The organism is Serratia sp. OS31, from assembly GCF_014164835.1.
GTDB classification, from domain to species: Bacteria; Pseudomonadota; Gammaproteobacteria; order Enterobacterales; family Enterobacteriaceae; genus Serratia; species Serratia liquefaciens_A.
Map to the genome: position 1 here is coordinate 1 of NZ_JACJFQ010000047.1, position 9,057 is coordinate 9,057.

Genomic DNA, 9,057 nt, shown 5'->3' on the forward strand with positions numbered 1-9,057 from the left:
AATGGTAATGCCAGGTGACAACGTGAACATGGTTGTTACCCTGATCCACCCAATCGCGATGGACGACGGCCTGCGTTTCGCAATCCGTGAAGGCGGCCGTACCGTTGGCGCTGGTGTTGTTGCTAAAGTTATCGCTTAATCGCGAATAATTTTTCGACACAAAAGAGGGCACTTCGGTGCCCTTTTTTTATGCAATTTGGTCAAATCTTAATTGAAATAAAAAGCATTCCTATTTAGACTTACAAGATTGGTTAAGAAGTGAGTCTCTTATGTACGTATGTCTGTGTAATGCCGTGACTGACAAAGCGATCCGTAAAGCCGTGCGTCAGCACAACCCGCATACCATGAAACAACTGCGTGAACTTGTGCCGATTGGTACCGATTGCGGAAAATGCATTCGTCAGGCAAGACAGATTATGGTGGAGGAAAGCGGAACCATTATTCCAATGCACGAAGTTGCCTAACTAAAGGTAAGGTTATTTTTTTGACTCTTGGCTTACAGCTTCTACACTTTTAGAACTGGCCAGGAGGAGTTACCTATGAAAGGCGATAAAAAGATCATTGCTCACCTCAACAAACTGCTCGGAAACGAGCTGGTTGCCATCAATCAATATTTCCTGCACGCCCGAATGTTCAAAAACTGGGGGCTGACGCGCCTCAATGAGAAGGAATACCACGAGTCGATCGACGAAATGAAGCATGCAGATCGTTACATCGAGCGTATCCTGTTTCTGGAAGGCCTGCCGAATTTGCAGGATCTCGGCAAGCTGAACATTGGCGAAGATATCGAAGAAATGTTGCGTTCGGATCTGGCTCTGGAATTGGACGGCGCCAAGAATCTGCGTGAGGGTATCGCCTATGCCGATTCTATCCACGACTATGTCAGCCGCGACTTGATGATAGAAATTCTCGCAGATGAAGAAGAGCATATCGACTGGCTGGAAACCGAACTGGATTTGATCGCGCGGCTGGGTATCCAGAACTACGCGCAAGCTCAGTTGTAGTTTACTCACTTGAATAACGATGTTCCTCTGCCGGCATGAGTTTCTCCGGCAGGGCAGGGGAGCAGCGACAAAGCCTTGTCCTAGCCTGACGAATTTCCCCTCGGTTTTCACTCGTTAGCCACCCGCTGCTAAAAAATGCCGATATCCTGAGCATATTTCCATCTGCGCCTTGCTTCTCGCTCTGTTTTGCGTATAATGCGCGGGCTTACCTAATCTTGGTAAGCCTGATTTTAGCGAATCAGTCGATAGGCAGGACTTTCTGCTCTTCGAACAATACTCCCGATATGGGGGTTATATGTTGACGATTACACTCCCCCATCAATCGAAATGGGTGTGAGGAGTAATTATTTACGTTTATAAATAATTGGAGCTCTGGTCTCATGCAGAACCAAAGAATCCGTATCCGCCTGAAAGCGTTTGATCATCGTCTTATCGATCAATCAACCGCGGAAATCGTCGAGACTGCAAAGCGCACTGGTGCGCAAGTCCGTGGTCCGATCCCGCTGCCAACTCGCAAAGAGCGCTTTACCGTTCTGATCTCTCCGCACGTTAACAAAGACGCGCGTGATCAGTACGAGATTCGCACTCACAAGCGTCTGGTTGACATCGTTGAGCCAACCGAGAAAACCGTTGATGCTCTGATGCGTCTGGATCTGGCTGCCGGTGTAGACGTGCAGATCAGCCTGGGTTAATCAGGTCATTGAGCGATTGAGAGGTTGAAACAATGATTGGTTTAGTCGGTAAAAAAGTGGGCATGACTCGTATCTTCACTGAAGATGGCGTTTCTATCCCAGTAACCGTGATTGAAATTGAAGCGAACCGCGTGACTCAGGTTAAAGACCTGGCTAACGACGGGTACCGTGCCGTTCAGGTTACCACTGGTAGCAAAAAAGCTAACCGTGTAACCAAACCGGAAGCGGGCCATTTCGCTAAAGCTGGCGTTGAAGCTGGCCGTGGTCTGTGGGAATTCCGCCTTGCAGAAGGTGAAGAGTTCACTACAGGTCAAAACATCAGCGTAGAAATCTTCGCTGAAGTTAAAAAAGTCGATGTTACCGGTACTTCTAAAGGTAAAGGTTTTGCTGGCACAGTTAAACGCTGGAACTTCCGTACCCAAGATGCTACCCACGGTAACTCCTTGTCTCACCGCGTTCCGGGTTCTATCGGTCAGAACCAGACTCCGGGCAAAGTGTTCAAAGGCAAGAAAATGGCTGGCCACCTGGGTGACGAGCGTGTAACCGTTCAAAGCCTGGACGTAGTACGTGTTGACGCTGAGCGCAACCTGCTGCTGGTTAAGGGTGCTGTACCGGGCGCAACCGGTGGCAACCTGATCGTTAAACCAGCTGTGAAGGCGTAAGGGGATAGCAATGGAATTAGTATTGAAAGACGCGCAAAGCGCGCTGACTGTTTCCGAAACTACCTTCGGTCGTGATTTCAACGAAGCGCTGGTACACCAGGTTGTTGTTGCTTATGCAGCAGGTGCCCGTCAAGGTACCCGTGCTCAGAAGACCCGCGCTGAAGTGACTGGTTCCGGTAAAAAACCGTGGCGCCAGAAAGGTACCGGCCGTGCGCGTTCAGGTTCTGTAAAGAGCCCGATCTGGCGTTCAGGTGGCGTGACCTTTGCTGCTAAGCCTCAGGACCACAGTCAGAAAGTAAACAAAAAGATGTACCGCGGCGCGCTGAAAAGCATCCTGTCCGAACTGGTACGTCAAGATCGTCTGATCGTTGTCGAGAAGTTCTCTGTAGAAGCGCCTAAAACTAAGCTGCTGGCACAGAAACTGAAAGATATGGCTCTGGAAGATGTGCTGATCGTGACCGGTGAACTGGATGAAAATCTGTTCCTGGCTGCTCGCAACCTGTACAAGGTTGACGTGCGCGATGTAGCAGGTATCGACCCGGTTAGCCTGATCGCCTTCGACAAAGTGGTTATGACTGCTGATGCTGTGAAGCAAGTTGAGGAGATGCTGGCATGATCCGTGAAGAACGTTTGCTGAAAGTGCTGCGTGCACCGCACGTATCTGAAAAAGCATCCGCTGCGATGGAAAAAAGCAACACCATCGTACTCAAAGTTGCCAAAGACGCGACCAAAGCAGAAATCAAAGCTGCAGTGCAGAAACTGTTTGAAGTCGAAGTCGAAGACGTGAACACCCTGGTAGTTAAAGGGAAAGTGAAACGTCACGGTCAGCGTGTTGGTCGTCGTAGCGACTGGAAAAAAGCTTACGTCACCCTGAAAGAAGGCCAGAACCTGGACTTCATCGGCGGCGCAGAGTAAGTCGGAGGAGTAAGAACAATGGCAATTGTTAAATGTAAACCTACATCTCCGGGTCGTCGCCACGTTGTTAAAGTGGTTAACCCTGAGCTGCACAAGGGTAAACCTTATGCCCCGCTGCTTGAGAAACTGAGCAAAAGCGGTGGTCGTAACAACAATGGCCGTATCACCACCCGTCATATCGGTGGTGGCCACAAGCAACATTATCGTCTGGTTGACTTCAAACGCAACAAAGACGGTGTGGCTGCAGTGGTTGAGCGTCTGGAGTACGATCCGAACCGTTCCGCGAACATCGCGCTGGTTCTGTACAAAGACGGCGAACGCCGTTACATCCTGGCGCCGAAAGGCCTGAAAGCTGGTGACCAGATCCAATCTGGCGTTGATGCTGCAATCAAGGTAGGTAACACCCTGCCAATGCGCAACATCCCAGTGGGTTCAACGGTTCACAACGTAGAAATGAAACCAGGTAAAGGCGGGCAGATGGCTCGTTCTGCTGGTGCCTACGTTCAGATCGTTGCACGTGATGGTTCCTACGTAACTCTGCGTCTGCGCTCAGGCGAAATGCGTAAAGTTCCAGTTGATTGCCGCGCCACCCTGGGTGAAGTCGGTAACGCTGAACATATGCTTCGCGTTCTGGGTAAAGCAGGTGCTGCACGTTGGCGTGGTGTTCGTCCTACCGTTCGCGGTACGGCGATGAACCCGGTAGATCACCCGCACGGTGGTGGTGAAGGTCGTAACTTTGGTAAGCACCCGGTAACCCCGTGGGGCGTTCAGACCAAAGGTAAGAAGACCCGTAGCAACAAGCGTACTGATAAGTTCATCGTACGTCGCCGTAGCAAAAAATAATTAGAGGATAAGCCATGCCACGTTCTCTCAAGAAAGGTCCTTTTATTGACCTGCACTTGCTGAAGAAGGTAGAGAAAGCGGTGGAAAGCGGTGACAAGAAGCCTTTGCGCACTTGGTCCCGTCGTTCAACGATCTTTCCTAACATGATCGGTTTGACCATCGCTGTCCATAATGGTCGTCAGCACGTACCAGTGTTCGTTTCCGATGAAATGGTCGGTCACAAACTGGGTGAATTCGCGCCGACTCGTACTTATCGCGGCCATGCGGCTGATAAAAAAGCTAAAAAGCGCTAAGGTAGGAGGAAGAGATGGAAACTATCGCTAAACATCGCCACGCTCGTTCTTCTGCTCAGAAGGTTCGCCTTGTTGCAGACCTGATCCGCGGTAAGAAAGTGTCGCAAGCTCTGGAAACTCTGAACTACACCAACAAGAAAGCTGCTGGTCTGGTTAAGAAAGTGCTGGAGTCTGCCATTGCTAACGCAGAACACAACGATGGCGCTGACATCGATGATCTGAAAGTCACGAAAATCTTCGTAGACGAAGGCCCAAGCATGAAGCGCATTATGCCGCGTGCAAAAGGTCGTGCAGATCGCATCCTGAAGCGCACCAGCCACATTACTGTGGTTGTGTCCGATCGCTGAGACTCTGGAGACTAGCAATGGGTCAGAAAGTACATCCTAATGGTATTCGCCTGGGTATTGTCAAACCTTGGAACTCTACTTGGTATGCGAATACCAAAGAATTCGCTGACAACCTGGACAGCGACTTTAAAGTTCGTCAATTCCTGATTAAGGAACTGGCGAAAGCTTCCGTTTCTCGCATCGTTATCGAGCGTCCTGCGAAGAGCATCCGTGTGACTATTCACACTGCTCGTCCAGGCATCGTTATCGGCAAGAAAGGCGAAGATGTCGAAAAACTGCGTAAGGTCGTAGCGGATATCGCTGGCGTTCCTGCGCAAATTAACATCGCCGAAGTCCGTAAACCGGAACTTGACGCTAAATTGGTTGCTGACAGCATCACTTCACAGCTGGAACGTCGCGTTATGTTCCGTCGTGCTATGAAGCGTGCTGTACAGAACGCAATGCGTCTTGGCGCTAAAGGTATCAAAGTTGAAGTAAGCGGCCGTCTTGGCGGTGCTGAAATCGCGCGTACCGAATGGTACCGTGAAGGTCGTGTTCCGTTGCACACACTGCGTGCGGATATCGATTACAACACATCTGAAGCGCACACCACTTATGGTGTAATCGGCGTTAAGGTATGGATCTTCAAAGGTGAGATCCTGGGTGGTATGGCTGCAGTTGAACAACCGGAACCGGCTGCTCAACCTAAAAAGCAGCAGCGTAAAGGCCGCAAGTAAGGAGAGTCGCTGATGTTACAACCAAAGCGTACAAAATTCCGTAAGATGCACAAAGGCCGCAACCGTGGTCTGGCGCAGGGTACGGATGTTAGCTTCGGCACTTTCGGTCTGAAAGCTGTTGGCCGTGGCCGTCTGACTGCTCGTCAAATCGAAGCAGCTCGTCGTGCAATGACTCGTGCAGTTAAGCGTCAAGGTAAAATTTGGATCCGTGTATTCCCGGACAAACCAATTACCGAGAAGCCGCTCGAAGTGCGTATGGGTAAAGGTAAGGGTAACGTGGAGTATTGGGTTGCCCTGATCCAACCTGGGAAAGTCCTGTACGAAATGGACGGTGTACCAGAAGAGGTCGCCCGTGAGGCATTCAAGCTGGCTGCAGCTAAATTGCCGATCAAAACCACCTTTGTAACTAAGACGGTGATGTAATGAAAGCACAAGAGCTGCGTGAAAAAAGCGTTGAAGAGCTGAACACTGAGCTGCTCAACCTGCTGCGTGAGCAATTCAACTTGCGCATGCAGGCGGCAAGTGGCCAGCTGCAACAAACTCACCTGTTGAAACAAGTGCGTCGTAATGTCGCACGCGTTAAGACTTTACTGACTGAAAAGGCGGGTGTGTAAATGACTGATATTATCCGTACTCTGCAGGGTCGTGTTGTTAGTGACAAAATGGAGAAATCCATGGTTGTTGCTATCGAGCGCACGGTGAAGCACCCGATCTACGGGAAATTCATCAAGCGTACGACCAAGCTGCACGTACATGACGAGAACAACGAATGTGGTATCGGTGACGTGGTAGAAATCCGCGAATGCCGTCCACTGTCTAAGACTAAGTCTTGGACGTTGGTTCGCGTTGTAGAGAAAGCGATTCTGTAATAGAGTAGCTGGCTCTAACTTAATAAACGGCTCAGAAAATGAGCCGTTTATTTTTTCTACCCATACTCTGGAAGCGGTGTTATAATGCTGCGCCCTCGGTTATGGGGCTTTTCAACGACCTAGTAATAGGTCCTAAAGTTGTAGTTGACATTAGCGGAGCACTAACATGATCCAAGAACAGACTATGCTGAACGTGGCCGACAACTCCGGTGCACGTCGCGTAATGTGTATCAAGGTTCTAGGTGGCTCGCACCGTCGCTACGCAGGCATCGGCGACGTCATCAAAATTACCATCAAGGAAGCAATTCCTCGCGGTAAGGTGAAGAAAGGCGATGTGCTGAAGGCGGTAGTGGTGCGCACCAAGAAGGGTGTACGTCGCCCGGACGGTTCTGTCATTCGCTTCGATGGTAATGCATGCGTTATTTTAAACAATAACAGCGAGCAACCTATCGGTACGCGTATTTTTGGGCCGGTAACTCGTGAACTGCGTAATGAGAAGTTCATGAAAATTATCTCTCTGGCACCAGAAGTACTCTAAGGAGCGAACCATGGCAGCGAAAATCCGTCGTGATGACGAAGTTATCGTGCTTACCGGGAAAGACAAAGGTAAACGCGGTAAAGTAAAAAATGTCCTGTCTGCTGGCAAGGTCATTGTTGAAGGTATCAACCTGGTTAAGAAACATCAGAAGCCGGTTCCGGCCCTGAACCAACCAGGTGGCATTGTTGAAAAAGAAGCTGCAATTCAGGTTTCTAACATTGCTCTCTTCAACACGGCTACCGGTAAGGCTGACCGTGTAGGCTTTAGATTCGAAGACGGCAAAAAAGTCCGTTTCTTCAAGTCTAACAGCGAAACTATCAAGTAATTTGGAGTAATACGATGGCGAAACTGCATGATTACTACAAAGACGAAGTAGTTAAAAAACTCATGACTGAGTTTAGCTACGCTTCTGTCATGCAAGTCCCTCGGGTCGAGAAGATCACCCTGAATATGGGTGTTGGTGAAGCGATCGCTGACAAGAAACTGCTGGATAACGCAGCAGCTGATCTGGCAGCTATCTCCGGTCAAAAACCGTTCATCACCAAAGCCCGCAAATCTGTTGCAGGCTTCAAAATCCGCCAGGGCTATCCGATCGGCTGTAAAGTAACTCTGCGTGGCGAGCGCATGTGGGAGTTCTTTGAGCGTCTGATTTCCATTGCTGTTCCACGTATCCGTGACTTCCGTGGCTTGTCCGCTAAGTCATTCGATGGCCGTGGTAACTACAGCATGGGTGTGCGTGAGCAAATCATCTTCCCAGAAATCGACTACGACAAAGTCGATCGCGTTCGTGGCTTGGATATTACCATTACCACTACTGCGAAATCTGATGATGAAGGCCGCGCGCTGTTGGCTGCTTTTAACTTCCCGTTCCGTAAGTAAGGCAGGGTTACTGATGGCTAAGCAATCAATGAAAGCACGCGAAGTCGTTCGCGTGAAACTGGCTGAAAAGTACCGCGCAAAACGCGAGGAACTGAAAGCTATCATTTCTGGTGTGAACTCTTCCGACGAAGAACGTTGGGATGCTGTTCTCAAGCTGCAAACTCTGCCGCGTGATTCCAGCCCGTCTCGTCAGCGTAAGCGCTGCCGCCAAACTGGCCGTCCACATGGTTATGTGGGCAAATTCGGGTTGAGCCGTATCAAGTTACGTGAAGCCGCTATGCGCGGTGAAGTACCTGGCTTGAAAAAGGCTAGCTGGTAATTACCAATTGAATCACGGGAGTAAAGACAGATGAGCATGCAAGATCCGATCGCGGATATGCTGACCCGTATCCGTAACGGTCAAGCCGCGAACAAAGTTGCGGTCACCATGCCTTCCTCCAAGCTGAAAGTGGCAATTGCCAACCTGCTGAAGGAAGAAGGTTTTATTGAAGATTTCAAAATCGAAGGCGACGCCAAGCCTGTTCTGGAACTGGTACTGAAGTACTTCCAGGGCAAGGCAGTGGTAGAAAGCATTCAGCGAATCAGCCGTCCAGGTCTGCGCATCTATAAGAAAAAAGATGAGCTGCCAAAAGTTATGGCCGGTTTGGGTATCGCTGTTGTATCTACCTCTAAAGGTGTTATGACCGATCGTGCAGCTCGCCAAGCAGGTCTTGGTGGCGAGATTATCTGCTACGTAGCTTAATTCGGGAGGAAAGAATGTCTCGTGTTGCAAAAGCACCCGTCGTCATTCCTGCCGGCGTAGAGGTAAAACTCAACGGTCAGGTTATTTCGATTAAGGGTAAGAACGGCGAGCTGACTCGTACTGTCCACGACGCCGTTGAAGTGAAGCAAGAAGCTAACGCACTGACTTTCGCTCCGCGCGAAGGTTTTGCTAACGCCTGGGCCCAAGCGGGTACTACGCGCGCTCTGCTGAACGCAATGGTAGTTGGTGTTACCGAAGGCTTCACCAAGAAGCTTCAACTGGTAGGTGTTGGTTATCGTGCTGCTGTTAAAGGCAACGTGGTGAATTTAGCCTTAGGCTTCTCTCACCCGGTCGATCACCAGCTGCCAGCAGGTATTACTGCTGAATGCCCAAGCCAAACTGAAATCGTGCTGAAAGGCGCTGATAAACAAGTTATTGGCCAGGTTGCTGCAGATCTGCGTGCCTACCGCCGTCCTGAGCCTTACAAAGGCAAGGGTGTCCGTTACGCCGACGAAGTCGTGCGTACCAAAGAGGCTAAGAAGAAGTAAGGTAACACT

The 9,057-nt window shown here is 50.0% G+C and carries 19 protein-coding genes and 1 pseudogene; all 20 read left to right on the forward strand.

The genetic code is table 11. The features are described from left to right. Window positions 1–139: pseudogene (gene tuf / locus H5P17_RS24315) on the forward strand (elongation factor Tu); the annotation flags it as partial. Window positions 140–269: 130 nt separating this feature from the next. After that, complete coding sequence (bfd, locus tag H5P17_RS24320; RefSeq protein WP_013814795.1) at window positions 270–464, forward strand: bacterioferritin-associated ferredoxin; 195 nt, start codon at window positions 270–272, stop codon at window positions 462–464. A 75-nt stretch (window positions 465–539) separates the two neighbouring features. Then, entirely contained in the window at window positions 540–1,004 is a 465-nt protein-coding gene (gene bfr / locus H5P17_RS24325) for a bacterioferritin (RefSeq protein ID WP_044554945.1), read from the forward strand. 380 nt (window positions 1,005–1,384) lie between these two features. Next, the gene (gene rpsJ, locus H5P17_RS24330) at window positions 1,385–1,696 is read left to right on the forward strand and encodes a 30S ribosomal protein S10 (RefSeq protein ID WP_001181005.1); all 312 of its coding nucleotides are present in this window, start codon (window positions 1,385–1,387) and stop codon (window positions 1,694–1,696) included. Between the two features lie 32 nt (window positions 1,697–1,728). Further along, window positions 1,729–2,358 carry a 50S ribosomal protein L3 gene (gene rplC, locus H5P17_RS24335; protein WP_182825653.1) on the forward strand — a complete coding sequence of 210 codons (630 nt, stop codon included), beginning with the start codon at window positions 1,729–1,731 and terminating at the stop codon, window positions 2,356–2,358. A gap of 10 nt (window positions 2,359–2,368) precedes the next feature. After that, on the forward strand, window positions 2,369–2,974 hold the full coding sequence (gene rplD / locus H5P17_RS24340) for a 50S ribosomal protein L4 (RefSeq protein WP_004929779.1): 606 nt from the start codon (window positions 2,369–2,371) through the stop codon (window positions 2,972–2,974). Then, a complete protein-coding gene (gene rplW / locus H5P17_RS24345; protein ID WP_004951179.1) occupies window positions 2,971–3,273 on the forward strand; it encodes a 50S ribosomal protein L23 in 303 nt (100 codons plus the stop codon). Before rplD ends, rplW begins: the two co-directional genes overlap by 4 nt. A gap of 18 nt (window positions 3,274–3,291) precedes the next feature. Beyond that, a complete protein-coding gene (gene rplB, locus H5P17_RS24350) occupies window positions 3,292–4,116 on the forward strand; it encodes a 50S ribosomal protein L2 (RefSeq protein WP_020837243.1) in 825 nt (274 codons plus the stop codon). A 14-nt stretch (window positions 4,117–4,130) separates the two neighbouring features. Further along, entirely contained in the window at window positions 4,131–4,409 is a 279-nt protein-coding gene (rpsS, locus tag H5P17_RS24355; RefSeq protein WP_004929772.1) for a 30S ribosomal protein S19, read from the forward strand. Between the two features lie 14 nt (window positions 4,410–4,423). Further along, a complete protein-coding gene (gene rplV, locus H5P17_RS24360; RefSeq protein ID WP_044554947.1) occupies window positions 4,424–4,756 on the forward strand; it encodes a 50S ribosomal protein L22 in 333 nt (110 codons plus the stop codon). Window positions 4,757–4,773: 17 nt separating this feature from the next. Continuing rightward, window positions 4,774–5,472 carry a 30S ribosomal protein S3 gene (gene rpsC, locus H5P17_RS24365; protein ID WP_004951172.1) on the forward strand — a complete coding sequence of 233 codons (699 nt, stop codon included), beginning with the start codon at window positions 4,774–4,776 and terminating at the stop codon, window positions 5,470–5,472. A gap of 12 nt (window positions 5,473–5,484) precedes the next feature. Further along, entirely contained in the window at window positions 5,485–5,895 is a 411-nt protein-coding gene (rplP, locus tag H5P17_RS24370; RefSeq protein WP_004951171.1) for a 50S ribosomal protein L16, read from the forward strand. Beyond that, the gene (gene rpmC / locus H5P17_RS24375; RefSeq protein WP_004951169.1) at window positions 5,895–6,086 is read left to right on the forward strand and encodes a 50S ribosomal protein L29; all 192 of its coding nucleotides are present in this window, start codon (window positions 5,895–5,897) and stop codon (window positions 6,084–6,086) included. The genes rplP and rpmC overlap by 1 nt, the downstream gene beginning before the upstream one ends. After that, a complete protein-coding gene (gene rpsQ, locus H5P17_RS24380) occupies window positions 6,087–6,341 on the forward strand; it encodes a 30S ribosomal protein S17 (RefSeq protein WP_020837241.1) in 255 nt (84 codons plus the stop codon). A 166-nt stretch (window positions 6,342–6,507) separates the two neighbouring features. Then, window positions 6,508–6,879 carry a 50S ribosomal protein L14 gene (rplN, locus tag H5P17_RS24385; RefSeq protein ID WP_020837240.1) on the forward strand — a complete coding sequence of 124 codons (372 nt, stop codon included), beginning with the start codon at window positions 6,508–6,510 and terminating at the stop codon, window positions 6,877–6,879. A gap of 10 nt (window positions 6,880–6,889) precedes the next feature. After that, window positions 6,890–7,204, forward strand: coding sequence for a 50S ribosomal protein L24 (rplX, locus tag H5P17_RS24390; protein WP_020837239.1), 315 nt, complete (start codon window positions 6,890–6,892; stop codon window positions 7,202–7,204). Window positions 7,205–7,218: 14 nt separating this feature from the next. After that, window positions 7,219–7,758 carry a 50S ribosomal protein L5 gene (rplE, locus tag H5P17_RS24395; RefSeq protein ID WP_020837238.1) on the forward strand — a complete coding sequence of 180 codons (540 nt, stop codon included), beginning with the start codon at window positions 7,219–7,221 and terminating at the stop codon, window positions 7,756–7,758. A gap of 13 nt (window positions 7,759–7,771) precedes the next feature. Next, window positions 7,772–8,077: a 30S ribosomal protein S14 gene (gene rpsN, locus H5P17_RS24400; protein ID WP_041415050.1), complete on the forward strand. Its 306-nt coding sequence runs from the start codon at window positions 7,772–7,774 to the stop codon at window positions 8,075–8,077. Between the two features lie 30 nt (window positions 8,078–8,107). Further along, entirely contained in the window at window positions 8,108–8,500 is a 393-nt protein-coding gene (rpsH, locus tag H5P17_RS24405) for a 30S ribosomal protein S8 (protein ID WP_020837236.1), read from the forward strand. 14 nt (window positions 8,501–8,514) lie between these two features. Further along, window positions 8,515–9,048 (forward strand): 50S ribosomal protein L6, encoded by a 534-nt coding sequence (gene rplF, locus H5P17_RS24410; protein ID WP_020837235.1) that lies wholly within the window; start codon window positions 8,515–8,517, stop codon window positions 9,046–9,048. The last annotated feature ends 9 nt before the right edge of the window (window positions 9,049–9,057 follow it).

Coding starts and splice junctions, on each gene's coding strand:
- rplF (WP_020837235.1), top strand. CDS start 8,515: ATGTCTCGTGTTGCAAAAGCACCCGTCGTCATTCCTGCCGGCGTAGAG.
- bfd (WP_013814795.1), top strand. CDS start 270: ATGTACGTATGTCTGTGTAATGCCGTGACTGACAAAGCGATCCGTAAA.
- rpsN (WP_041415050.1), top strand. CDS start 7,772: ATGGCTAAGCAATCAATGAAAGCACGCGAAGTCGTTCGCGTGAAACTG.
- rpsQ (WP_020837241.1), top strand. CDS start 6,087: ATGACTGATATTATCCGTACTCTGCAGGGTCGTGTTGTTAGTGACAAA.
- rpsS (WP_004929772.1), top strand. CDS start 4,131: ATGCCACGTTCTCTCAAGAAAGGTCCTTTTATTGACCTGCACTTGCTG.
- rpsJ (WP_001181005.1), top strand. CDS start 1,385: ATGCAGAACCAAAGAATCCGTATCCGCCTGAAAGCGTTTGATCATCGT.
- rplX (WP_020837239.1), top strand. CDS start 6,890: ATGGCAGCGAAAATCCGTCGTGATGACGAAGTTATCGTGCTTACCGGG.
- rpsH (WP_020837236.1), top strand. CDS start 8,108: ATGAGCATGCAAGATCCGATCGCGGATATGCTGACCCGTATCCGTAAC.
- rplV (WP_044554947.1), top strand. CDS start 4,424: ATGGAAACTATCGCTAAACATCGCCACGCTCGTTCTTCTGCTCAGAAG.
- rplD (WP_004929779.1), top strand. CDS start 2,369: ATGGAATTAGTATTGAAAGACGCGCAAAGCGCGCTGACTGTTTCCGAA.
- rpmC (WP_004951169.1), top strand. CDS start 5,895: ATGAAAGCACAAGAGCTGCGTGAAAAAAGCGTTGAAGAGCTGAACACT.
- rplE (WP_020837238.1), top strand. CDS start 7,219: ATGGCGAAACTGCATGATTACTACAAAGACGAAGTAGTTAAAAAACTC.
- bfr (WP_044554945.1), top strand. CDS start 540: ATGAAAGGCGATAAAAAGATCATTGCTCACCTCAACAAACTGCTCGGA.
- rpsC (WP_004951172.1), top strand. CDS start 4,774: ATGGGTCAGAAAGTACATCCTAATGGTATTCGCCTGGGTATTGTCAAA.
- rplC (WP_182825653.1), top strand. CDS start 1,729: ATGATTGGTTTAGTCGGTAAAAAAGTGGGCATGACTCGTATCTTCACT.
- rplP (WP_004951171.1), top strand. CDS start 5,485: ATGTTACAACCAAAGCGTACAAAATTCCGTAAGATGCACAAAGGCCGC.
- rplN (WP_020837240.1), top strand. CDS start 6,508: ATGATCCAAGAACAGACTATGCTGAACGTGGCCGACAACTCCGGTGCA.
- rplW (WP_004951179.1), top strand. CDS start 2,971: ATGATCCGTGAAGAACGTTTGCTGAAAGTGCTGCGTGCACCGCACGTA.
- rplB (WP_020837243.1), top strand. CDS start 3,292: ATGGCAATTGTTAAATGTAAACCTACATCTCCGGGTCGTCGCCACGTT.